Origin of the sequence: Yersinia sp. 2540 StPb PI, from assembly GCF_052217165.1 — a bacterium.
Lineage (GTDB): Bacteria > Pseudomonadota > Gammaproteobacteria > Enterobacterales > Enterobacteriaceae > Yersinia > Yersinia enterocolitica_E.
This window is the reverse complement of the sequence record NZ_JAZGQC010000001.1, coordinates 4,188,748-4,212,494: the sequence shown is the minus strand read 5'-3', so window position 1 is coordinate 4,212,494 and position 23,747 is coordinate 4,188,748. Positions and strand designations below refer to the sequence as shown.

The window sequence follows — 23,747 nt, the reverse complement described above, 5'->3', positions numbered from 1 at the left end:
ATTGTTCGATTTTATGTACCTGTCGGTAATTTGGATTGAGGTAATTAATGAGTATGAAAGGTCAAGAAACCCGTGGATTCCAGTCTGAAGTAAAACAACTCCTCCATTTGATGATTCACTCGCTTTATTCCAATAAAGAAATTTTCTTGCGCGAGTTGATCTCTAATGCCTCTGATGCGGCAGACAAACTGCGTTTCCGCGCGCTGTCTAATCCTGAATTATTTGAGGGCGACGGTGAGCTGAGAGTGCGTTTATCTTTTGATAAAGAAAAGCGTACTTTGACTCTAAGTGATAACGGCATCGGTATGAGCCGTGACGAAGTTATTGATAATCTTGGTACCATCGCGAAGTCAGGGACTAAAGCATTCCTTGAGTCTATTGGTTCAGATCAAGCCAAAGATAGCCAATTAATCGGCCAGTTTGGTGTCGGTTTCTACTCCGCATTTATCGTGGCAGATAAAGTCACCGTTCGTACCCGTGCCGCCGGTGCGCCTGCTGATGCTGGCGTATTCTGGGAATCGGCAGGCGAGGGTGACTACACCATCGCGGATATCACCAAAGAAGAGCGTGGTACAGAGATAACCCTGCATCTGCGTGAAGGTGAAGACGAGTATTTGGATGATTGGCGCTTGCGCTCAGTCATCAGTAAATATTCAGACCATATTGCTTTGCCAGTTGAAATTCAAAGCAAAAACGAAGAAGACGGCACGGTCACCTGGGAGAAAATCAATAAAGCTCAGGCATTATGGACGCGCGGCAAAGCAGAGATTACTGACGACGAATATAAAGCATTCTATAAACATATCGCGCATGATTTCACCGACCCGATGAGTTGGAGCCATAACCGCGTTGAAGGTAAGCAGGAGTATACCAGCTTGCTGTATATCCCAGCTCAGGCCCCGTGGGATATGTGGAATCGCGACCATAAGCATGGTTTGAAACTTTACGTGCAGCGCGTGTTCATTATGGATGATGCTGAGCAGTTCATGCCGAATTACCTGCGTTTTGTTCGTGGTTTAATAGATTCTAATGATCTGCCGCTGAACGTCTCGCGTGAGATTCTGCAAGACAGCCGCATTACTCAGAATCTACGTAGTGCGCTGACTAAACGTGTGCTGCAAATGCTGGAAAAACTGGCTAAAGATGATGCTGAGAAATATCAGCAGTTCTGGCAGCAGTTCGGTATGGCGCTTAAGGAAGGCCCGGCGGAAGACGGTAGCAATAAAGAAACTATTGCCAAGTTACTACGCTTTGCTTCAACCCATACCGACAGCTCAGCGCAGACAGTGTCTTTGGAAGATTATGTCAGCCGTATGACTGAAGGGCAGGAGAAGATTTATTACATCACTGCTGACAGCTATGCTGCGGCGAAGAACAGCCCTCATCTGGAACTGTTCCGCAAAAAAGGCATTGAAGTCTTGCTGTTATCTGATCGCATCGATGAATGGATGATGAGCTACCTGACCGAGTTTGATGGTAAAGTTTTCCAGTCAGTCAGCAAAGCAGATGACTCACTGAATAAGCTGGCAGATGAAGAGCGTCCAGATCAGCAAGAAGCCGACAAAGCGTTGGAGCCATTCGTTGAGCGGGTTAAAACCCTGCTGGGCGAACGCGTGAAAGATGTCCGCCTGACGCATCGTTTGACGGATACGCCAGCGATAGTGACGACTGATGCCGATGAAATGAGTACGCAGATGGCGAAATTGTTTGCTGCTGCGGGCCAACAGGCACCAGAAGTGAAGTATATCTTTGAATTAAATCCTGAACATAGCTTGGTTAAACGCGCTGCTGATGTGACTGACGATGCTCAGTTTGCTGAATGGGTAGAGTTATTACTGGATCAATCGCTGCTAGCTGAACGGGGAACATTAGATGATCCTAACCAGTTTATCCGCAGAATGAATCAGTTATTAACGGCTTAATTGAGTAATAGAGCGCCTCAGATAGATGTGTTATCTGGGGCGTTTTTTTATTTATTTTCAATGGGTTATTTTTTTATTTCTCCTGGATGTCATTGATTCTCTCCTGCTAACCGGCCTCGCGCGCCTTGAGCCAACCCCCCTGAAAATGGTATGGTTGCTTGTTTTCCGCAATTTCGATTTTTTTAAGAGCTTATCCCCGTTGGCGTCATTGTTGCAGCCAGTTTGAACATGGACAGCGCGGAAGAACCGGAGAGTACAACATCGTACGTGAGGATTCTGAGCACTGCCTTGGTTCAAAATGGCAAATAAAATAGCCCTAATGGGATAGGCTCTAAGTAAAAACACATAGAAAAACTACATAGCAAGGGGATTTACGCAATGCGTATCATTCTGCTGGGCGCTCCGGGCGCTGGTAAGGGTACTCAGGCTCAATTCATCATGGAGAAATACGGTATTCCGCAAATCTCTACTGGTGATATGTTGCGCGCCGCTGTAAAAGCAGGTTCTGAGTTAGGTCTGAAAGCGAAAGAAATAATGGATGCCGGCAAACTGGTTACTGATGAGCTGGTTATCGCATTGGTTAAAGAGCGTATCACCCAGGACGATTGCCGTGATGGTTTCCTGTTAGACGGGTTCCCACGTACCATTCCTCAGGCTGATGCCATGAAAGAAGCCGGTATCAAGGTTGATTATGTGCTGGAGTTTGCTGTACCAGACGAGTTGATTGTTGAACGCATCGTCGGGCGTCGAGTACATGCTGCTTCAGGCCGTGTTTACCACATTAAATTCAACCCACCTAAAGTTGAAGATAAAGATGATGTAACAGGTGATGAACTTACTATTCGTAAAGACGATCAGGAAGCCACTGTTCGCAAACGTCTGATCGAATATCATCAACAAACTGCACCACTCGTTTCTTACTATCGTAAAGAAGCTGATGCAGGCAATACGCAATATTTTAAGCTGGACGGAACCCGTAAAGTAGCAGAAGTCAGTGCAGAACTGGCGACTATTCTCGGTTAATTCTGGATGGTAAGATAGCTAAGGCGGCCTAAGGTCGCCTTTCTCGTTTTACGGATCTCGTTGAAGGCTTATTCGTAAGCTCGAATAATAAGCGTAATATCCCCCACAAGGATTTTGCATCATGCAAAGTAAGCTCGGCGTATTAATGGTCAACTTGGGGACACCGGACGCCCCAACACCGCAAGCAGTAAAACGCTATCTGGCTGAGTTCCTGAGTGACCGCCGGGTGGTTGATACTTCCCCGTGGCTGTGGTGGCCTCTGCTACGCGGTGTCATTTTGCCTATTAGATCTCCTCGCGTGGCTAAATTATATCAATCAGTCTGGATGGACGAAGGATCACCGCTATTGGTCTATAGTCGACGGCAGCAGAAAGCATTGGCGGCACGTATGCCAGAGATCCCGGTTGAGTTAGGTATGAGTTATGGCTCACCAAATCTGCCAGATGCTATCGATAAGTTATTAGCCCAAGGTGTGACTAAGCTGGTGGTTTTGCCGCTTTATCCGCAATATTCCTGTTCAACCAGTGCCGCTGTGTGGGACGCTGTTGCCCGTATTCTGAAAGGATATCGTCGGTTACCATCAGTTTCTTTTATCCGTGATTATGCCGAACATCCCACCTATATTTCGGCATTACAGCAAAGTGTTGAACGTGCTTTTGCGCAGCATGGCAAACCTGACAGACTAATTCTTTCCTTCCATGGTATTCCTAAGCGCTATGCTCAACTGGGGGATGATTATCCACAACGCTGTGAAGATACCAGCCGCGCGTTACGTGGCAAATTGGTGTTGCCAGCCGAAAATATCATGATGACATATCAGTCTCGCTTTGGTCGTGAACCTTGGTTAACGCCTTATACCGACGAGACATTAAAAAGTCTCCCTGCTCAAGGTATTAAGCATATTCAGCTGATCTGCCCTGGTTTCTCTTCCGATTGTCTTGAAACACTAGAGGAGATCAAGGAGCAGAACCGGGAGATTTTCATGCACGCCGGTGGCGAGAAATTTGAATATATCCCTGCGTTGAACGACGATGAGGGGCATATAGACCTTTTAGAACAGCTAGTTAGAGATCATTTGTAGTGTTAGTGGCAAAATAGCCTTATGGCGACTATATTCATATTGGTTGAAATAATTACATGTGGAAGATTGTTTTTTTTACTCAATAAAGTTAACTGAGTGCTTTTTATTCTTTAAATCAGAATAAACCGAATTGATATTTCTATAATTTCGTGATGGCAATTAGTCAGTGCTGTGAAATATCCAAAAATGATATGTTTCATATTTTTCTTGTAATGATGGGTTATATGTAAGAAAATTAAAGGCTATATTATAATTTCGTAATTTTTGATGTTTTTTCAGAAAGCGCCGTTTAGCCGTCTTGTCAACTGAATCAGTGATATGATTCTAGGTAAGACCTTGGATTACAAGATTTTTTTAAAATCAGTGCATTGGTTGCTGTAAGCCAAGGGCGGTAGCATGCTTATAATTTAATGTTTTTGGCGTAATTACATGATTCTAATTGAATAATTTCTTCATTTTAGAAATGAAACAAGGTTTTACACTTGACATGTACACTGATCTTATCAATGCGAAAACTTCAAATATTAATACACTTTTATATAAATTAGCTGGGTTTGACTTTATGCCTTTAAATATAAAATTACAGCCATCAGGTATTACTTTTAATGCCGGTGAAACGACAACTATCTTAGATTCTGCTTTAGAAAATAATATCAATATCGAATATAGTTGCAAAGATGGTACTTGTGGTTCTTGCAAGGCAAAATTAATTTCTGGGGAAATAGAACAAGATGAAAATAACGCCCTAACTAACGAAGATATTTCTAATGGGTATATTCTCACTTGTTGTTCAAAACCCAAAACTAATATAGAAATAAATGTTAATTATTATCCTGAGTTAAGCCATATAAAGAAAAAAACATATCCTTGTAAACTCGATGACATTGAGATTATCGGTTTAGATATTGCTATACTGAGTCTGCGCCTCCCTCCAAGTGCAAAAATAGAATATTTAGCTGGCCAATTTATTGATTTAATTATCAATGGGCAGCGTCGTAGCTATTCTATTGCAAATGCTCCTGGTGGGAATGTTGAGTTACATATAAGGAAAGTAAGTAACGGTATATTCAGTCAAATAATTTTTAATGAACTTAAATTGCAACAACTTCTCCGTATTGAAGGCCCACAAGGAACATTTTTTGTCCGTGATAATAATCGGCCGTTAATATTTTTAGCTGGGGGAACAGGTTTTGCTCCAGTGAAGGCTATGGTTGAAGAGCTTATAAATAAAAATGACCAGCGGCCGATCCATATTTATTGGGGAATGCCTGACGGTAGACTTTTCTATTCTGATATAGCTAAGAAATGGTCAGTAGAGTATCCGAATATCCAGTATATCCCCGTCGTTTCTGGAGAAGATAGTTCTTGGCATGGCCAAACAGGATTCGCTCATCGAGCGGTAATAAACGATTTTCCTGATCTAAGTAACTTCAGTGTCTATGCCTGTGGTTCACTCGCTATGATTTCTGCGGCACATCAGGAATTTGTTGAATATGGACTAGCTGAAGACCAATTTTTCTCTGATGCCTTCGTACCATCAAAGTAATTATCAATGGAGAGTAAAGTGAAAGCAGTTATTCTTGCGGGTGGTTTAGGAACTCGTCTTAGTGAAGAAACGGTAGTTAAACCGAAGCCGATGGTAGAGATCGGAGGAATGCCTATTTTATGGCATATTATGAAGCTCTATTCTGCTCATGGGATTAATGATTTCATTATCTGCTGTGGTTACAAGGGATATGTAATAAAAGAATATTTTGCTAACTACTTTATGCATATGTCCGATATCACTTTCTCTATGCGCGATAATGAAATGAAAGTACACCAAAAACGAGTTGAACCGTGGAATGTAACACTAGTTGATACTGGTGAAAATTCTATGACTGGTGGCCGTTTGAAACGTGTCAAAGATTATGTAAAAGATGATGAAGCATTTTGCTTTACTTACGGTGATGGTGTAGGTGATATAAATATTACTGAGTTGATTAATTTTCATAAAGCACATGGTAAGCAGGCTACATTAACGGCAACTTTTCCTCCAGGCCGTTTTGGGGCATTGGATATCAAAGATAGACAAGTCCGTAGTTTTAAAGAAAAGCCCAAAGGTGATGGCGCTATGATTAATGGCGGCTATTTTGTTCTATCTCCTAAAGTTATCGATCTTATTGATGGCGATAAATCTACTTGGGAACAAGAGCCATTAATGACGTTGGCTGAAAACGGCGAATTAATGGCTTATGAGCACACCGGTTTTTGGCAGCCAATGGATACCTTGCGTGACAAAGTCTACCTGCATGAATTATGGGAAGAAGGTCGGGCTCCTTGGAAAGTCTGGGAATAAATATCATGATTGATCAAAGTTTTTGGCAAGGTAAACGTGTCTTTATTACTGGGCATACTGGTTTTAAAGGTGGTTGGCTCAGTTTATGGCTGCAAAATATGGGGGCTACAGTAAAGGGCTACGCACTGACAGCACCGACAGAACCAAGCCTATTTGAGGCTGCACGTATTGCTGATGGTATGATTTCGGAGGTAGGTGATATTCGTAATTATGACCAATTACTAAAATCAATCAGCGACTTTAAGCCTGAAATTGTTTTCCATATGGCTGCACAGCCCTTAGTCCGTTTGTCTTACTCAGAACCTGTTGAAACGTATTCGACTAATGTGATGGGGACTGTTTATCTGCTGGAAGCTGTTCGACATGTTGGTGGTGTCAAAGCCATTATTAATATCACCAGTGATAAATGTTATGACAATAAAGAATGGGTTTGGGGATACCGTGAAAACGAAGCTATGGGAGGATATGACCCCTACTCAAACAGTAAAGGTTGCGCTGAGCTAGTCACATCCTCCTATCGTAATTCTTTTTTTAATCCAACTAAATATGAACAACATGGCACTGCGCTTGCGACAGTGCGCGCTGGTAATGTTATTGGTGGTGGTGATTGGGCGCTAGATAGGGTAGTTCCTGATATTTTACGCGCATTTGAAAGATCAACCCCTGTTATTATTCGCAATCCACATGCAATTCGCCCATGGCAACATGTATTAGAACCACTGTCCGGTTATTTATTGCTGGCGCAAAAAATGTACGCTGAGGGGACTCAGTTTGGTGAAAGTTGGAATTTTGGGCCCAATGATATGGATGCCACGCCGGTACAGAATATCGTAGAAAAAATGGTGTCATTCTGGGGTAAAGATGCCAGTTGGCAATTAGATGGCAGTGAGCATCCCCATGAAGCACATTACCTGAAACTGGATTGCTCTAAAGCAAAAATGCAATTAGGCTGGCACCCACGTTGGAGTCTCGATACTACACTGGCTCGAATTGTTGCTTGGCATCAAGCTTGGTTGTCAGATTCCGATATGCGTGATTACAGTATTAACGAAATTAATAGCTATATGAACACTAAATGATTTGAGGTCATAGATAAATGAGTCAAGAACAATTACGTCAACAGATTGCTGAGTTAGTTGCTCAGTATGCTGAAACGGCTATGGCCCCAAAGCCATTTGAAGCAGGTAAAAGTGTCGTCCCACCTTCAGGCAAAGTGATCGGTACCAAAGAACTACAGCTTATGGTTGAAGCATCTTTAGACGGATGGCTAACCACTGGCCGCTTCAACGATGCATTTGAAAAGAAACTCGGTGAATATATTGGAGTTCCTTATGTATTGACCACAACGTCTGGTTCCTCTGCTAATTTGCTAGCACTCACTGCATTAACATCCCCTAAATTAGGTGCTCGGGCACTTAAGCCAGGTGACGAAGTTATTACTGTCGCTGCCGGATTCCCTACAACAGTTAACCCAACCATCCAAAATGGGCTAATTCCGGTATTTGTCGATGTCGATATTCCGACTTATAACATCAATGCTAGCCTAATTGAGGCGGCTGTTGGTGATAAAACTAAAGCAATCATGATTGCTCATACTTTAGGTAACTTATTTGATTTGGCAGAAGTACGCCGAGTAGCAGATAAGTATAACCTATGGTTGATTGAAGACTGCTGTGATGCTTTAGGTTCCAAATATGACGGAAAAATGGCTGGCACATTCGGTGATATTGGTACTGTCAGTTTCTATCCTGCTCACCATATTACAATGGGCGAGGGGGGCGCGGTATTCACCAAATCAGCAGAACTGAAGACTATTATTGAATCTTTCCGTGACTGGGGGCGTGACTGCTATTGTGCACCTGGTTGTGATAATACTTGTAAGAAACGATTTGGCCAGCAATTAGGTTCTCTGCCATTTGGTTACGATCATAAATATACCTATTCGCACCTCGGCTATAACTTAAAGATTACTGACATGCAGGCCGCGTGTGGTTTGGCACAACTTGAGCGTGTAGAGGAATTTGTTGAGACACGCAAAGCGAACTTTAAGTATCTCAAAGAAGCACTTCAATCCTGTGTCGACTTTATCGAATTACCGGAAGCAACTGAAAATTCAGATCCATCATGGTTTGGCTTCCCGATTACTTTGAAAGAAGATTGCGGGATTAGTCGTATTGACCTGGTTAAATTCCTTGATGAAGCAAAAGTTGGAACTCGTTTACTCTTCGCCGGTAACTTAACTCGTCAACCCTATTTCCATGATGTGAAATATCGTGTTGTGGGTGAATTGACTAATACCGACAGAATTATGAATCAAACGTTCTGGATTGGTATCTATCCAGGGCTGACACATGATCATTTAGATTATGTTGTAAGTAAGTTTGAAGAGTTCTTTGGTTTGAATTTCTAATTTAGTTAATATATTGAGCTAGTTAATCTGGCTCAATTTTTACTGGGGTAGTAAATGAAAGCGTCTGATGCTATAGCACATGTATTGAGTGCTAATAATGTAGATTTTGGTTTTGAATTGATAGGTGGGATGATTGCTCATCTCGTTGACAGTATCAATTTATTAGGAAAAACAAAATTAGTCTCTGTGCATCATGAGCAAGCAGCCGCATTTGCAGCAGGTGGAATCGCTAGAGCTACTGGAAATCAAAAAATAGGGTTAGCTTTAGGGACCAGTGGACCTGGTGCAACAAATTTAATTACTGGCATTGCTGATTGTTGGTTAGATAGTTCACCTTGTATTTTTATTACAGGGCAGGTTAATACAAATGAACTAAAAGGCGAGAGAAACATTCGACAGCAAGGATTTCAAGAGCTGGATATAGTCAGTATTGTTAAAAGTATTACTAAGTATGCTTATCAAATAAAGCATCAGGATGAAATTATTCCCTGCTTACAGCATGCAATTGATGTTGCTACGAGTGGACGGCTTGGCCCTGTACTTATAGATATTCCAATGAATCTACAAAGAGCAGAATTAGATAAAAGTGTGATTGATTACCTTAAAGAAAAAAAAGAGATAATAGTTAAAAAGGATTCGAATTCACTCTCTGATTTTGCAAAAATAATTGAATTGTTAGATAAATCAAAAAAACCACTTTTCCTAATTGGAGGTGGTGCAATAAATGCGAATAATTTTATTTCTTGGCAATCTCACCTTTCGAAAAAAAATATTCCCCATGTTGCTAGCTTGAAAGGAAGTGAAAAAACGTTAGCTCTGCCAGGGTATTTTGGTATGATTGGCAGCTATGGTACCCGTACTGCAAATTATGCTCTGCAACATGCAGATTTAGTTATTGTTGTTGGAAGCCGTTTAGATGTTCGGCAAACGGGGGCTGATACAAATGATTTTGCCCGGAATGCAAAAGTTGTTCAAATAGATATTGACCAACAACAAGTAGATAACAGGATAAAAGGTTATTTTAATGTTGTCGCATCGAGTGAGGAGTTCTTTTCATACTTATTAGATAACAATCTTAATGGGCAATATGATGATTGGTTTTTGAATCTCAATAAACATTGGGAAAAAATGTTTATTGATGAATATGAAGACCTTAATATCAGTCCATTTAAAATGTGCAAAATATTAAATAGTTTGTTTGATAGCAAAAAAATACACTATGTTACCGATGTTGGTAATAATCAGATGTGGGCTGCCCATTCGTTACGACTAAGCTCTGGACAAGCAATACATAATTCTGGTGGTTTGGGGGCGATGGGTTTTGGAATACCGACAGCAATAGGTGTTTCTTATGCAATTGATGGCGCTGTGGTTGTAATTACCGGTGATGGCGGCGCTCAATTAAACATCCAAGAATTAGACATTATTGCTCGTGAAAAATTACCAATCCTGACAATAGTTCTTAATAATGATTCTTTAGGTATGGTCCGCGCATTCCAAGATATGTATTTTGATGGACGTGATGATTCAACATATTGGAATGGATATAGTTCATCGTTTGCAAGTATTGGGAAAGCATACAATATAATATCATTTACTATTGCAACAGATGTTGAATTTTCTAAGTATATAAGTGATTTTATTGCCAATCCTCGACCAATGCTTATTGAGGTTTTAATGAGCGATGCTAGAGAATGCAGGCCAAGATTAGCATTTGGAAATCCAATTGATAAACAATTTCCTTATAAATAACAGAAGGGCTATATGAAATTGGCAATTATTGGCGCTACAAGCCAAATAGCTCGTGACCTTATTATTAGACTTTTAACAGTTCAATGCCACTCTTTGGAATTATATTCACGTAAACCAGAGATTCTAAAAGAATGGCTTATACATAAAGGTTACTCTGAGAGATATACATCTAATCATATAGACACAATATTTATTGATCCTCAATATGATGCTATTTTAAATTTTATTGGCGCTGGAGACCCTGCAAAAGTAAGAGATCTAGGGAGTAGTATATTCAAACTCACTCAATATTTTGATTCTAAGATTATTGATTATTTATATAGTAATCCTTCATGTAAATATATATTTTTAAGCAGTGGTGCAGTTTATGGCGATATATTTTCACACGCCCAAGAGTCGCATACCTACAGCAAATTCAATATTAATAATCTAAATGACTCGGATTGGTATGGATTAGCAAAGTTTCAAGCTGAAGTAACTCACAGGTCATTAGAGAAACTTAATATAGTTGATGTAAGAGTTTTTGGGTATTTTAGTGAAAATCAGGATCTTGAATCTAAATTTATTTTATCCGAAATGTACCGGGCTATACGGGATGATGTGGTCTTTATTACAGGAAGAAATGAAATGGTACGAGATTATATACATCCCGATGACTTTTATCAATTAGTAAATAGAGTGTTAATATCTGGTTTTGGTAACTATGCAGTAGATTGTTATTCCAGAGAAATAATTTCGAAAGAAGAAATGATTTGTGCTATGTATCATAACTTTAACATGAAATTTAGGTATGTAGATGAAACTATAGATTTTAGAGTTAATAAGAAAAACGAAAGGACATTCTATTATAGTAAGAATGTAAAAATAGGGAAAGACATTAACTATAACCCTATATATAGTTCTGAGGATTCAATTGTAGAAGAAATGCATAAGATTGTTGGTAGTATAAAATGATAAGTAAAATGAGTTTTTTGTCAAAGTTATCTAAATTTACATCAATAGATTATCATATCGGGATTACACTATTATTTAGACTTTGGTCTATATTCGCCGGTGGTATACTAATAATATTAATTCCATTTTCAATGTCAGAATCAGAACAAGGTTATTTTTTTACGTTTTCAAGTCTGATAGCTATGCAGGTTTTTTTTGAACTAGGTTTTAATTTTGTCGTAGTACAACTAGTTGGTCATGAGATGGCTCATGTCACATGCAAAAAGAATGGTAAATTGGATGGCGCCGAATTCAATATTTCGCGGATCTATTCCTTAATTTCTCTTTTGAGAAAATGGTATGCTGTTATTTCGGTTTTTTTCTTTATTATAGTATTTTTATCGGGAATTTATTTTTTTCATACAACAGGAGAACTATCATTTAGTAAATGGCTCCCTGCTTGGATATTATTAGTCTTTTTTTCATCTATTAACCTTTTTGTTAGCCCATTTTTAGCTGTACTTGAAGGTATGGGGTTTGTAGGACAGGTTGCTTCTATCAGACTTGCCCAATCATTTTTAGGATATGCAACTCTAATTATACTTTTACTATCAGGATATGGGTTAATAGCAACACCTGTAATTAGTGGGACCGCAGCGTTAATATCTCTCATCTGGGTGCTTAAGAAGTATAGGGCATTGCTATTTAAAAACGATAGCTATTCTGCAACTAGCAAGATTTCATGGAGAAAAGAAATATTCCCATTTCAATGGAAGATTGCGCTCAGTTGGTTAAGTGGTTATTTTATTTTTCAACTTTTTAACCCGATGCTGTTTGCTCATCAAGGCGCTATTGAGGCAGGTAAAATAGGATTGACATTGGCTGCATTTAATTCCATGTTATCATTATCAATGAGTTGGATAACAGCAAAAAGTCCCGTTATGGCTGGACTAATAGCAGGGAATGAAAGATTCAAACTTAATTCATTATTTAAATCTTTACTATTTAAATCTTTATTTTTAAATGTGATTATATCTGGCTCATTCCTATTATTTGTTGTCGGTTTAAAATACTATAATATCGCACTTGCTACAAGGATTGTCGATGTTAATATTCTACTTGTTCTTTTATTTATATCTCTTATAAATCATCTTATTTTTTCAATGGCAGTTTATATGCGCGCGCACAAACAAGAGCCTATGCTATGGAATTCACTTGTTGTAGGACTTATTACTTTACCTTTAATATTTTATTTTTCTAGGATAAGTACCTTTGCCACGATGCTAAGCTATAGTGCTGTAATTACATTTATATCTTTACCATGGTGTTATATTCTTTTTATGAAATACTATAAAGGTTTGATTAAAATAAATGAGACAAATAAACTTTAGATAGACATAACACAGTCCCATGTAATTGCGTGTTATTTAATAAATACGATGGTTTTTTAATATACGGTATAGGCTTAGAGTTATATAAATGAATAATATTAAATTGTCATTTTGCATTCCAACATATAATCGAAGAGATTTACTTTCTGAATTAATTGAGAGCATTGTTTCTCAATGTGATAATAGAGATGATGTCGAGATTTGTATTTCAGATAATGCATCAGATGATGGTACTGATATAATGGTTTCTTCTTGGGGAAGTAAAACAAATATACCTATAGTTTATCGCAAGAACGAGGAGAACTTAGGCCCTGATATAAATATAATTGCCTCTCCCTCTTTTGCGTCAGGCACGTATTGCTGGCTGGTCGGTAGTGATGATAAATTATTTGATGATGCAATTGAATATATAGATAAATATTTAGATGAAAGTAATGATATATATTTAGTTGAAAGAACAGAGTTTGATTATGATATGATTGAAATAAAAAGAGCTGATAGGCGATGGATGTGTACGGAAGAGCGTTCATATAATTTGGCCGATGAGCGTCAGTTGTTGAATTATTTTTCTAATAGCTTATCAATAGGGGCTATATTTAGTTTTATGAGTTCTATCATTGTGAAAAGATCCAGATGGAATGAAGTAATATTTGATACCAAATATATCGGATGTGCATACACTCATGTTTATTATATCCTGTCTATTATTAAAAAAGGCGCAACTATACAATATATAAATAAACCATGTATTATGTGTAGAGGAGGCAATGACTCTTTTGTAGGGTCTGTTGTTAGTCGAATTGAACTAGATTTTAATGGATATACAAGACTTGCGGATGGTTTTTATGCTGATAATAATGAGTTAAAATCTAGATTTCTGAATGTATTATTGCATGAAAGACCATTCTTATTTAATTCGATGATAGTTTCTCTTTATGGAACTGCGGAAGAAAAGAACAGAATGAAAGATTATTATCTAATGTTAGGGCAAAGTGAGATTATTATTAATATTATCTATAGGGTTAAACCTATATTGAAGTTAGTAAAATACTTAAAAGATAAAATTAAGAATTTAAAAAATAAGTGTAATATCTTTAAATTAAATAAGTTGTAATTCTAATTTATTTTGTGGTTTTTTATATAATTACATGTGCAACTTTAGTACATAATCTTTTTTTATTTTGTTTAGGTTTATTTTTATATATTTAATAAGTAATGATGAGATCTAAATAAGGGTTTTTGATGAATTATGTTTCGGTTGAACACTATGTTCTGGTTACTAATGGTTATTTTAATAAGTATATATTTATTGTTTTATTATTTTTGTTTTTTTGTATGGTAATATCAATTAATGAAATTAATTCTAAAATAGCCTCATACTTCCTGTTAACTTTTTTTATAATATTGAGCTTATTCTTTTCATTAAATGGCCCTGATAAGGGTTCATATGCTACATTTTATTCTTATTTGCAAAGTTATTCTGATATTTTTATAACTCGAAATACTATTGACTCTCCATTTTATTATATACTAATGGTTAGTTTGAAAAGTATTGGTGCGAATGCTGAAGCGTTTTTTATTTTTCAAAATATATTAATATCCATATCGCTTTTTTTATTAAGTCTTAGAATAAAAAATGGTATATATGTAGTGTTTTGGCTCTGGTTTACTCATTTACTTATCCCTTTTTCAGTTAGGGGTCATCTATTACTAGTCCTGCTGCCACTTCTTTATTATTATAATAATAGAATTGGAAAAGGTTTAGTATCATTGGCGTCACTAACTTTGCATCCACTTATTGCAGTCTTTCCACTGGCCTATTATTATAGAAATAAAATTTCACTTATCAAAACAACTATTTTAATATCGTGTGTGATATTTATTTTCTTTGATTACTTTTTTGGTAAGTTCTCATCTTACATTTCTGATGGTAAAAGTTACTATAATGATACTGGTGCTTTCTATACTTCATCAGTGTTTGAGTTCATCGAATTTGCTATTTTCTACAATGCGCTGAAAACTGCATCAATAAAACTTTCATTTATAACTAAACTATTTTTAGTATTACCAATATTAGTTTCTTTATTTTCTATATTGGTACCAACCTTGGGGAGATTTGTTTTTGCATTTGATTTAATGTATGTCTTAGTTTTATTAAATTATAACTTAAAAATATCGAAGTCGATGTGGCTTCTCCTCTGCCTCATGGCCTTTGTACGTTTCGCAAAAAATTATATAATGCAGGAGTATTATATTATATGATCCCTTCTTTTAGTGACCCATTAAATACCTTCTCTACAGGTGTGACTTTTCTTAAAAGTATTTTATTTAAAGAAAGTGTTTTAAGTAAAAATACATATTCAAAACTATATTTATTTACACGTTTTTTTTCTAAAAATAAATGCGAAAAGGTTGTATTTATACCTATTGAATATAAGTGCCTGCTTGCGCATAAGGACGATATTATAATATTACCAGATGATTCTTTGAGATCAATTCAAAGTATTGCTAAAGTTAGATTTGCTAATAGATCATATTTGAAGTTTACATATCAAGTTTATCGATATATTATTACATATATCCTGATAAATTCCTTGCGTCGGTGTGTGCTCTATACCGTTTCAAAAGATGATGAGATTTCCTTAAAAAGAAAGTTCCCTAAAAATAATATAAAATATCTCCCTCATCCAATCCAAGCCAGATATAATTTGGGACGAATAAGTGATTTTACTCTTAATGTAAAAACTATAGGTTTTATTAATTTGCAGAACCACTACTCTGTAGATGCAACAAATTTTCTTTCTTATAGTGATTTAACTGAGCTTAAAAATAAAACTATAATCTTTCATGGCTCAGCCAGCAAAAATTGGTTTCAGAAGGCTAAAGAACTATATGTCGGAGTTGATTTTATTGAAAAAAGATATATTGAGGACTTTGATACCTTTTTTGATAGTTTAGATCTTGTCATTATGCCTCTAGATGCTGGTGCGGGGGTTAAAAATATCTTGCTAAACTCTGTGTATAAAAACAAATTAGTTTTTGGTACGAAAGAAGCTTTTTCAGGGATCCCTGGACACTTAGCAAAACCTTTTATAATTAATAGTATAGGTGATATTAACGAGAAGCTAAAAAAAATACTCTCTTTAGAGAAAGATTTTTTTAGACTAAGAGAGTACATTTTAGAGCATCACACAATTGAAAATTTTAAATTTGCTTTATGCGAGTAAGTAATATGCTCAACGATGTTGATATATCTGTAATCATTCCCGTTTATAACGCTGAGAAATTTATCCTGACTGCCGTGGAGTCTGTTTTATCTCAAGAGTGTGTAAATATAGAATTAATAATAATCGATGATGGTTCTACTGACACTAGCGGCGAAATAATACAATCAATAAATGATAACAGAATAAAATATTTCAAAAAAGAAAACGGAGGGATCGTGTCAGCTCTTAATTTTGCAATATCTAAAACTCATTCAAATTTAATTGCAAGAATGGATGCTGACGATATAATGGAACCTTTAAGACTAAAAAAACAACTTGATTATATGATAAGGAATGATTTAGATATTGTTGGCGGTAATATTAAATTAATAGATGAGAACGATCAAGTTATAGGCAAGAAAAATTTCCCAATTAATCATTTTGATATAATATCATCTATGCCATTTATTAATCCTCTTTGTCATCCTGCGACTATAATTAAAGCCACAGTATTAAAAGAAGTTAATGGATATACTTTAGGTACTGATGGAGCAGAAGATTTTGATTTATGGTGTAGATTGTCAGGAATATATAAATTCGGAAACTTACCTGAGTATGTTTTATCTTATAGATTAACAGCTAATAGTATATCCCAATCTTCTCATTTGCATCGAATTTCTTTATGTACTGAATCTATTAGGGATAATATACCTAATGCTCCGATAGTCTTTTATTCATTTCCCTCATATTTTAAGAGACTACCTGATGTTTTTAGGTATGTGATTAAGTACTCCTGCGTAACAAATTTCAGATCTTTTTATTACATGACATCTGGATTTATTCGGGCTTTAAACTTCTCATTTAAAATATATAAGGAAAAAAAATGAGTGTTAATGTTCTTGTGCAAGGAGGTCTAGGTAATCAATTATTTCAGGTTGCTTGGGCTTATTATTTGAAAGATAAGCTAAAGCTAGATGTTAATTTAAATATGCGGCTTTTTTATAAGCAGAAGCAACATTCAGCAGTGAGTTTTTTATCCTTGCTAGGAGAATTATCACATGTTCCTCTTTATAAGAATAAAATAATCACTTTTAATGATGATCTACTATCTAAAGTAATTAGATTTTCTTTGCGTAAGATAAATATTCGTTATGTGCCAAAGTTTTTGATATATGATTACGATGCTTTGAGTAATCTGGTCGATTGTTTGAAAATAGCAAATTCACATTGTCATTATGGATATTTCCAATTCCCAGATGCTGCAATATATGCAGCTCATTCTTTCAGAGACTGCATATTAGATAAGCATGGTCAGTTTATAAGAAGTATTAATAAAAATATATCTAAGCATGTTGGCATTCATATTAGGAGAGGGGATTTTGTTACATCTAAAAATAAATTGCATACTGTTAGCAGTATCGAATATATAAAAAAAGCAATTGAAAAGTTTCCTGGAAGAAGTTTCTTGGTTTTTTCTGATGATATCGATTGGTGTAAAGAGGAATTACATGATGTTAGTTCAGTTGAGTATTTTTCTGGAAAATCAGCGATCGAGGATTTTATTGGGTTAATGTACTGTCAAGATTATATTTTGAGTGGAAGCACTTTTAGTTGGTGGGCGGCCATTCTTAATAGAAATGAATCAACTAAAGTTATTATTCCAAAGTCAGATGCACAGTTCATGTCTGAGCAATCTAATAATATAATTGGTTGGGACTATGAAAGAGTGTAGAAGTATTTGTATTATACAAAATTCAATAAAAACTGTTGTTGTATTTAGATTGTCGTATATTAAAGAGTTAATGCATCGTGGGTATAAGGTGTACTGTATTGCACCAGATGATGACCACGAATCAGTTGATTTACTTAAGCAGTATGGTGTTGTAGTTATTACTACAGAAAATAAAACTCTATTACAGAATTATTTTTTTATAAATTTTTCTTTGCTAAGGCTTTTACTTAAAGAAAAGTTTAGATTAACCGTATCTTGCCATTTTCTAGTTACCTTTATTTTATCTATTCCATCAATTTTTTTTGCGAGAAAAAGTGTTTGTTTTATTGAAGGAGTCGGTTCTTTTTTTACAAGGAATAAAGGTTTTCTCAGTGTGCTAAAATTATTGTTAATGATGTTTGTTAATAAAAGAATATTTATGAATGAATATGAAAAAAGTTTATTAGGGCATAAGGATGATTTAGTCCTTGGCGGCATAGGCGTTGATATTAATAGCTTTAGTCCTTACCCTAAGAAAAAAAACAATTCAAAAAAAATAAAACTACTTTATGTTGGGCGTTTAGTTGAAGATAAAGGCATCTTCTATATTATTGAACTAGTCAGATGTTTGAAGACAAGAGGTATAGATTTTATTCTCAATGTTGTTGGTGATACATATCCTGCAAATCCATCATCTCTTACAGAAAATGATATAGCCAATTTAAAAATAGAGTTCGAGAAGGAAATATTCTTTCATGGCTATCTTTGTGACCTTCGCAATATTTATGCTGAAACTGACGTTTTACTCCTTTTATCAAAACATGAAGGGTTTCCTGTTGTAGTCATGGAGGCGAATGCATGTGGTGTTCCAGCGATATGCTATTCTGTGCCGGGGTGTGTTGATGCGATTGAAACTGGAATTAATGGTTTTCTGTTTGACGAGGGTGAGATCGACGGTATTGTAAAATTAATTAGCACTCAAGACTTTTCATTATTGGCAACTCAATGTCGAAGTTATGCAGAAAATAATTTTAATCAAGTAAACAAGAATAGAGCTATTATTGAGGCGATCGAATCGTTATGAAAAAGGCATTAATCACGGGTATTACTGGTCAGGATGGTTCTTATTTAGCCGAGTTTTTACTCGAGAAAGGCTATCAGGTTCATGGTATTAAACGACGTTCATCTTCTTTTAATACCAGCCGTATTGATCATATTTACCAAGACCCTCATGAGGTCAACCCTCATTTCCTTTTGCACTACGGTGATTTGACTGATACTTCTAATTTGATTCGCTTAGTTAAAGAAATTCAACCCGACGAAATTTATAACTTAGGCGCTCAGTCTCATGTGGCTGTTTCTTTCGAATCGCCAGAGTATACCGCAGACGTAGATGCTATGGGTACTCTTCGTTTATTAGAAGCTATTAGGATCAATGGACTAGATAAGAAAACTCGTTTTTATCAGGCTTCTACTTCCGAGCTGTATGGTTTGGTTCAAGAAATACCCCAAAGAGAAACAACACCATTCTATCCTCGTTCTCCGTATGCAGTAGCGAAGATGTATGCTTATTGGATTACAATTAATTACCGTGAGTCCTATGGCATATATGCTTGCAATGGTATTTTGTTCAACCATGAGTCCCCTCGTCGTGGAGAAACGTTTGTTACTCGTAAAATTACGCGGGCTATTGCTAACATAGCGTTAGGGTTGGAAGATTGCTTGTACCTAGGAAATATGGATTCTCTGCGTGATTGGGGTCATGCGAAAGATTACGTGCGTATGCAGTGGATGATGCTACAGCAGGACCATCCTGAAGACTTTGTTATTGCAACCGGTAAACAGATTACTGTCAGAGAGTTTGTACGTATGTCTGCAAAAGAGGCCGGTATCGAAATTGAATTTTCAGGTAAAGGACTGGATGAAATTGCAACGATATCAGCAATCAGCGGTGATCATGTAACTTCGGCAAAAGTAGGTGATATTATTGTTCGTGTTGATCCTCGATATTTCCGTCCCGCAGAAGTAGAGACTCTATTAGGTGATCCAACAAAAGCGAAAGAAAAGTTGGGTTGGATACCAGAGATAACTGTTGAAGAGATGTGCGCTGAAATGGTTGCTGGTGATTTACAGCAGGCTAAGCAGCATGCTTTGCTGAAGTCTAACGGTTTTGATGTGTCTATTACTTTAGAGGGTTAATAAGAATGGTTATGAAGCGCGTATTTGTGGCTGGCCATCGTGGTATGGTTGGGTCAGCTATTGTCCGTCAGCTGAAAGACCGTAGAGATATTGAATTGGTGCTTAAGCCACGTACAGAATTGGATTTAATGTCTCAATCAGATGTACAGGAGTTTTTCATTGCAGAGGCTATTGATGAAGTTTATCTAGCTGCCGCAAAAGTAGGTGGAATTCAAGCTAATAATAATTATCCTGCTGAATTTATTTATGAAAACTTAATAATTGAGTGCAATATTATCCATACTGCTCATTCGGTGGGTATACAAAAATTACTCCTTTTAGGTTCGTCATGTATTTATCCAAAAATGGCAGAACAGCCTATGAAAGAGTCTGCGTTACTTACTGGTGTATTGGAACCTACCAATGAGCCTTATGCAATCTCTAAGATAGCCGGTATTAAATTGTGTGAATCATACAATCGGCAATACAACCGTGATTACCGTAGTGTTATGCCAACTAATCTCTATGGTGAAAATGACAATTTCCATTCTGAGAACTCACATGTTATTCCTGCATTACTACGCCGGTTTCATGAAGCAAAAATGCGTAATGACAACGAAATAATTGTTTGGGGAACTGGTAAACCGATGCGTGAGTTCTTGCATGTAGATGATATGGCAGCAGCCAGCATACATGTGATGGAGCTGGCAGATGATGCCTATACAACCAATACTCAGCCCATGTTATCTCATATTAATGTTGGAACTGGTGTTGATTGTACTATTCGTGAACTAGCTGAAACGATTGCTAACGTAGTTGGCTTTTACGGTAAACTGACTTTTGATTCAAGTAAACCCGATGGTGCACCTCGTAAGCTTATGGATGTGAGTCGTTTGAAAAAACTAGGCTGGCAGTATCAGATTTCCTTGGATAAAGGGTTAAAGATGACCTATCAGTGGTTCTTGGATAATCAGGACAATTTTAGGAAGTAACTACTTATGCTATTACCTGTAATTATGGCTGGGGGAGCTGGCAGTCGTTTATGGCCTTTATCTCGGACACACTATCCTAAGCAATTCTTGGCACTTACGTCAGAATTAACGATGCTCCAAGAAACCTTATTGAGATTACAGAATCTACCCCATCTTTCACCATTAGTGATATGTAATGAAGAACATAGGTTTATTATTGCTGAGCAACTTCGGCAGCAAAATCTATTATATAGTGGCATTGTGTTGGAACCTGTAGGACGTAATACTGCTCCTGCAATTGCATTGGCGGCATTGCTTGCTACATTAACTGGTGAAGACCCGATCTTATTGGTATTAGCAGCTGATCATGTGATACAGGATAACCCTGCATTCATTCGTGCTGTCCAGCGAGCTGAGCCTCTTGCCGAAATGGGTAAATTGGTCACTTTCGGAATAGTCCCTAATACACCTGAAACGGGATATGGTTATATTCGGCAGGGTAAACAGATTGGGGATGATGCTTTTCAGGTAGATGCTTTTGTAGAAAAACCTGATTTAACTAAAGCAGAGCAATATTTAGTGTCTGGTGATTATTATTGGAATAGTGGGATGTTTGTGTTCAAAGCATCTCGTTATTTGCAAGAATTGGAAAAGCATCGACCAGATATTTTTGAAGCCTGCAAAAATGCTATTGCGGGACAACACAAGGATCTAGATTTTATTCGCCTCGATGAGGCTGCATTCTGTAACTGCCCCGAGGAGTCCATTGATTATGCAGTCATGGAAAAAACAAGCGATGCGGTAGTGGTTCCTATGAATGCACAATGGAGTGATGTAGGCTGTTGGTCAGCGCTCTGGGAAATCAATGATAAAGATGGTCATGGCAATGTTGTTCGCGGCGACGTGCTAACGGAAGATACAAATAATAGTTATATCTATTCTCAGAATAGATTAGTAGCCACTGTTGGAATTAATGATCTAATCATTGTTGAAACTAAAGATGCTTTATTGGTCGCTGATAAAAATAAAGTGCAAAGCGTCAAAGAGATCGTTGAGCAACTAAAGCTTGGTTTACGATCTGAATATCTACAGCATCGGGAAATCTATCGACCATGGGGGTCACATGACGCAATTGCTGAAGGCACCCGATATCATGTGCAGCATGTGACAATCAAGCCAGGGCAGCGCACTGCAACTCAAATTCATCATCATCGTGCTGAACATTGGGTTGTCGTCTCTGGGACGGCTAAAGTGTACAGAGATTACGAAAGTTATTTAGTAACAGAGAACGAATCTACCTATATTGCTGTTGGGGTGGCCCACTCTATTGAGAATCCAGGAAAACTTCCTTTGGAGATAATAGAAGTTCGCACTGGAAGCTACTTAGAAGAAGATGATATTGTTCGAATTGAGCATAAAATATAGAGCTAGAAAATTATGAGTAAATTAAGTTGTTTTAAAGCCTACGATATTCGTGGCCGATTAGGTGATGAGTTAAATGAAGATATTGCTTACAGAATAGGCCGAGCATATGGTGAGTTTGAAAAACCTAAGAAAGTAGTGGTCGGCGGCGATGTCAGATTAACCAGTGAGAGTCTTAAATTAGCACTTTCTCGGGGGCTACAGGATGCAGGTGTTGATGTGTTAGATATTGGTTTATCTGGTACTGAAGAGATATATTTCTCTACTTTTCATCTGGATGTTGATGGTGGAGTAGAGGTAACTGCTAGTCATAATCCAATTGATTATAATGGCATGAAACTGGTCCGTAAAAATGCATGCCCTATTAGTGGGGATACTGGTTTGCGAGATATTCAGCGTTTAGCAGAAATAAATGAATTTTCTGCAACAGATCCTTCAAAAAAAGGCAGTTATGAAAGAGTATCTATTGTTGATGACTATATTGAGCACTTAATCGGATATATAAATCCATCGTTACTTAAACCGCTGAAATTAGTTATTAATAGCGGGAATGGTGCGGCAGGACATGTAATTGATGCACTTGAAAAGCGATTTTCTGCTTTAGATATCCCGGTTACTCTGATTAAAATCCATAATGAACCAGATGGTACTTTCCCTCATGGTATACCTAATCCATTATTACCCGAATGTCGGCAGGATACTACGGATGCGGTGTTAGCTTATGGTGCAGATATGGGGATTGCTTTTGATGGTGATTTTGACCGTTGTTTCTTTTTTAGTCATAACGGAGATTTTATTGAAGGATATTATATTGTAGGTCTTTTGGCTGAATTTTTTCTTCAAAAACAATCGTCTAGCAAGATAATTCATGATCCCCGCTTAACCTGGAATACGATAGATATCGTAAACTCTTTCGGTGGAAGACCTATAATGTCTAAAACTGGTCACGCATTTATCAAAGAACGTATGCGAAAAGAAGATGCGGTTTATGGTGGTGAAATGAGTGCTCATCATTATTTCCGTGATTTTGCTTATTGTGATTCAGGTATGATTCCATGGTTACTCATTTCGGAAATTATGTCCGTCAAGGGGAAAAGTCTGGAACAATTAGTAAAAGAGCGCATGCTAGCCTACCCTGCATCGGGAGAGATAAATTCCCAACTAAGAGATCCAATATCTGCGATAGCTCGAGTTCGTGCTACATATGAAGCTAGGGCTATGAATATTGATGAAACTGATGGGGTTAGTATGGAGTTTGCTGAATGGCGTTTTAATTTACGCAGTTCAAACACAGAATCTGTTGTGCGATTAAATGTTGAATCAAAACATGATGAACAGTTAATGAAAGAAGAGACTTCCAGTATTTTAAGAATATTAAGAGAGTGACTGTTATTAATTTTATCTATCTT

General features: G+C 37.0%; 19 protein-coding genes. All 19 read left to right on the top strand.

From position 1 onward, the window contains the following. Positions 1–53 precede the first annotated feature (53 nt). The 19 genes from htpG (at position 54) to cpsG (ending at position 23,724) form a co-directional block, all read left to right on the top strand. Positions 54–1,922 (top strand): molecular chaperone HtpG, encoded by a 1,869-nt coding sequence (gene htpG, locus V1956_RS19675; protein ID WP_372559842.1) that lies wholly within the window; start codon positions 54–56, stop codon positions 1,920–1,922. Positions 1,923–2,300: 378 nt separating this feature from the next. Next, positions 2,301–2,945 (top strand): adenylate kinase, encoded by a 645-nt coding sequence (adk, locus tag V1956_RS19670; protein WP_083159957.1) that lies wholly within the window; start codon positions 2,301–2,303, stop codon positions 2,943–2,945. 118 nt (positions 2,946–3,063) lie between these two features. Further along, positions 3,064–4,026: a ferrochelatase gene (gene hemH / locus V1956_RS19665; protein ID WP_263699557.1), complete on the top strand. Its 963-nt coding sequence runs from the start codon at positions 3,064–3,066 to the stop codon at positions 4,024–4,026. Between the two features lie 562 nt (positions 4,027–4,588). After that, a complete protein-coding gene (locus V1956_RS19660; RefSeq protein ID WP_442825834.1) occupies positions 4,589–5,572 on the top strand; it encodes a CDP-6-deoxy-delta-3,4-glucoseen reductase in 984 nt (327 codons plus the stop codon). Between the two features lie 18 nt (positions 5,573–5,590). Further along, positions 5,591–6,364: a glucose-1-phosphate cytidylyltransferase gene (gene rfbF / locus V1956_RS19655; RefSeq protein WP_420075361.1), complete on the top strand. Its 774-nt coding sequence runs from the start codon at positions 5,591–5,593 to the stop codon at positions 6,362–6,364. Positions 6,365–6,369: 5 nt separating this feature from the next. Further along, on the top strand, positions 6,370–7,443 hold the full coding sequence (rfbG, locus tag V1956_RS19650; protein ID WP_420075362.1) for a CDP-glucose 4,6-dehydratase: 1,074 nt from the start codon (positions 6,370–6,372) through the stop codon (positions 7,441–7,443). Between the two features lie 17 nt (positions 7,444–7,460). Then, entirely contained in the window at positions 7,461–8,774 is a 1,314-nt protein-coding gene (gene rfbH, locus V1956_RS19645) for a lipopolysaccharide biosynthesis protein RfbH (protein ID WP_420075363.1), read from the top strand. A gap of 54 nt (positions 8,775–8,828) precedes the next feature. Beyond that, a complete protein-coding gene (locus V1956_RS19640; RefSeq protein WP_420075364.1) occupies positions 8,829–10,526 on the top strand; it encodes a thiamine pyrophosphate-binding protein in 1,698 nt (565 codons plus the stop codon). 12 nt (positions 10,527–10,538) lie between these two features. Continuing rightward, the gene (locus V1956_RS19635) at positions 10,539–11,480 is read left to right on the top strand and encodes an NAD-dependent epimerase/dehydratase family protein (protein WP_442825544.1); all 942 of its coding nucleotides are present in this window, start codon (positions 10,539–10,541) and stop codon (positions 11,478–11,480) included. Then, entirely contained in the window at positions 11,477–12,850 is a 1,374-nt protein-coding gene (locus tag V1956_RS19630; RefSeq protein ID WP_442825543.1) for a hypothetical protein, read from the top strand. Before V1956_RS19635 ends, V1956_RS19630 begins: the two co-directional genes overlap by 4 nt. A gap of 88 nt (positions 12,851–12,938) precedes the next feature. Beyond that, positions 12,939–13,964, top strand: coding sequence for a glycosyltransferase family 2 protein (locus V1956_RS19625; RefSeq protein ID WP_442825542.1), 1,026 nt, complete (start codon positions 12,939–12,941; stop codon positions 13,962–13,964). 1,072 nt (positions 13,965–15,036) lie between these two features. After that, complete coding sequence (locus V1956_RS19620; protein WP_442825541.1) at positions 15,037–16,077, top strand: hypothetical protein; 1,041 nt, start codon at positions 15,037–15,039, stop codon at positions 16,075–16,077. 5 nt (positions 16,078–16,082) lie between these two features. Continuing rightward, a complete protein-coding gene (locus V1956_RS19615; RefSeq protein ID WP_080608510.1) occupies positions 16,083–16,943 on the top strand; it encodes a glycosyltransferase family 2 protein in 861 nt (286 codons plus the stop codon). Beyond that, on the top strand, positions 16,940–17,788 hold the full coding sequence (locus V1956_RS19610) for an alpha-1,2-fucosyltransferase (protein ID WP_442825540.1): 849 nt from the start codon (positions 16,940–16,942) through the stop codon (positions 17,786–17,788). Before V1956_RS19615 ends, V1956_RS19610 begins: the two co-directional genes overlap by 4 nt. Before the next feature lie 88 nt (positions 17,789–17,876). Next, complete coding sequence (locus V1956_RS19605) at positions 17,877–18,851, top strand: glycosyltransferase (RefSeq protein ID WP_442825539.1); 975 nt, start codon at positions 17,877–17,879, stop codon at positions 18,849–18,851. Next, a complete protein-coding gene (gene gmd / locus V1956_RS19600; RefSeq protein WP_420075333.1) occupies positions 18,848–19,966 on the top strand; it encodes a GDP-mannose 4,6-dehydratase in 1,119 nt (372 codons plus the stop codon). The genes V1956_RS19605 and gmd overlap by 4 nt, the downstream gene beginning before the upstream one ends. Positions 19,967–19,971: 5 nt before the next feature. After that, a complete protein-coding gene (gene fcl / locus V1956_RS19595; protein ID WP_420075332.1) occupies positions 19,972–20,937 on the top strand; it encodes a GDP-L-fucose synthase in 966 nt (321 codons plus the stop codon). Between the two features lie 6 nt (positions 20,938–20,943). Beyond that, positions 20,944–22,341 carry a mannose-1-phosphate guanylyltransferase/mannose-6-phosphate isomerase gene (locus V1956_RS19590; protein ID WP_442825538.1) on the top strand — a complete coding sequence of 466 codons (1,398 nt, stop codon included), beginning with the start codon at positions 20,944–20,946 and terminating at the stop codon, positions 22,339–22,341. A gap of 12 nt (positions 22,342–22,353) precedes the next feature. Next, on the top strand, positions 22,354–23,724 hold the full coding sequence (gene cpsG / locus V1956_RS19585; RefSeq protein ID WP_442825537.1) for a phosphomannomutase CpsG: 1,371 nt from the start codon (positions 22,354–22,356) through the stop codon (positions 23,722–23,724). Positions 23,725–23,747 lie beyond the last annotated feature (23 nt).